The following is a 589-nucleotide window of genomic DNA, read 5'->3' on the forward strand; positions in this document are numbered from 1 at the left end:
ACTCGATGCTGTAGCAATGATTGCTAAACTTACTCAAGCAGTTCAAGCTCTCACTAAACGTGTTGAAGAACTAGAAGCTAAGCAATAAGGAGATAGAGATGGATCAAAATAATTTGTCTGCATTCTGGCATTTCTTCCATCTCTATCGTGCTCAATTGGGCTATGGTTTATTAGCTGCTGCTATTAATGCCTTAGCCCATTATAAGAAAAACGATAGTGCGAGGGATAGCTTTGTTGATGTTCTCTTCTGTGGTGCAATTGGTTGGGGTGTTGACGCTTTCCTTCGCACTATGGGAATGAATCCAGAAGCTGCTGTATTGGTTGCTGCTATGATTGGTTATATTGGTGCTACAGGTATTAGTGATATGATTAAATCAAAACTAGGTTTAGGTGAATAAGATGCTAAACGAACGCAGTAAAAAGAATTTGATTGGAGTGAAGCCTCAGCTGGTTAAAGTGATTGAGCTAGCTGCTTCACGTCTTCCTTTTGTTGTGACAGAAGGGCTTCGTACTCCAGCAAAACAGAAACAACTGCTCGCTGAAAAGAAAACACAGACTCTAGAGAGTAGACACTTGACAGGGGATGCAG

At 41.1% G+C, this 589-nt stretch carries 2 protein-coding genes; both read left to right on the forward strand.

Annotated features, from left to right (window positions below; translation table 11 throughout):
- Positions 1 to 98 precede the first annotated feature (98 nt).
- Entirely contained in the window at positions 99 to 398 is a 300-nt protein-coding gene (locus tag N1032_RS26620) for a phage holin family protein (RefSeq protein ID WP_259543665.1), read from the forward strand.
- A 1-nt stretch (position 399) separates the two neighbouring features.
- On the forward strand, positions 400 to 589 hold a 190-nt coding region (locus N1032_RS26625), incomplete at its 3' end, for a M15 family metallopeptidase domain-containing protein (RefSeq protein ID WP_259543666.1).

Source organism: Herbiconiux daphne (assembly GCF_024979295.1).
Lineage (GTDB): Bacteria > Actinomycetota > Actinomycetes > Actinomycetales > Microbacteriaceae > Herbiconiux > Herbiconiux daphnes.

Bases quoted from the DNA above. Each gene is read 5' to 3' on its own strand.
- N1032_RS26620 (WP_259543665.1), top strand. From the start codon at position 99: ATGGATCAAAATAATTTGTCTGCATTCTGGCATTTCTTCCATCTCTAT.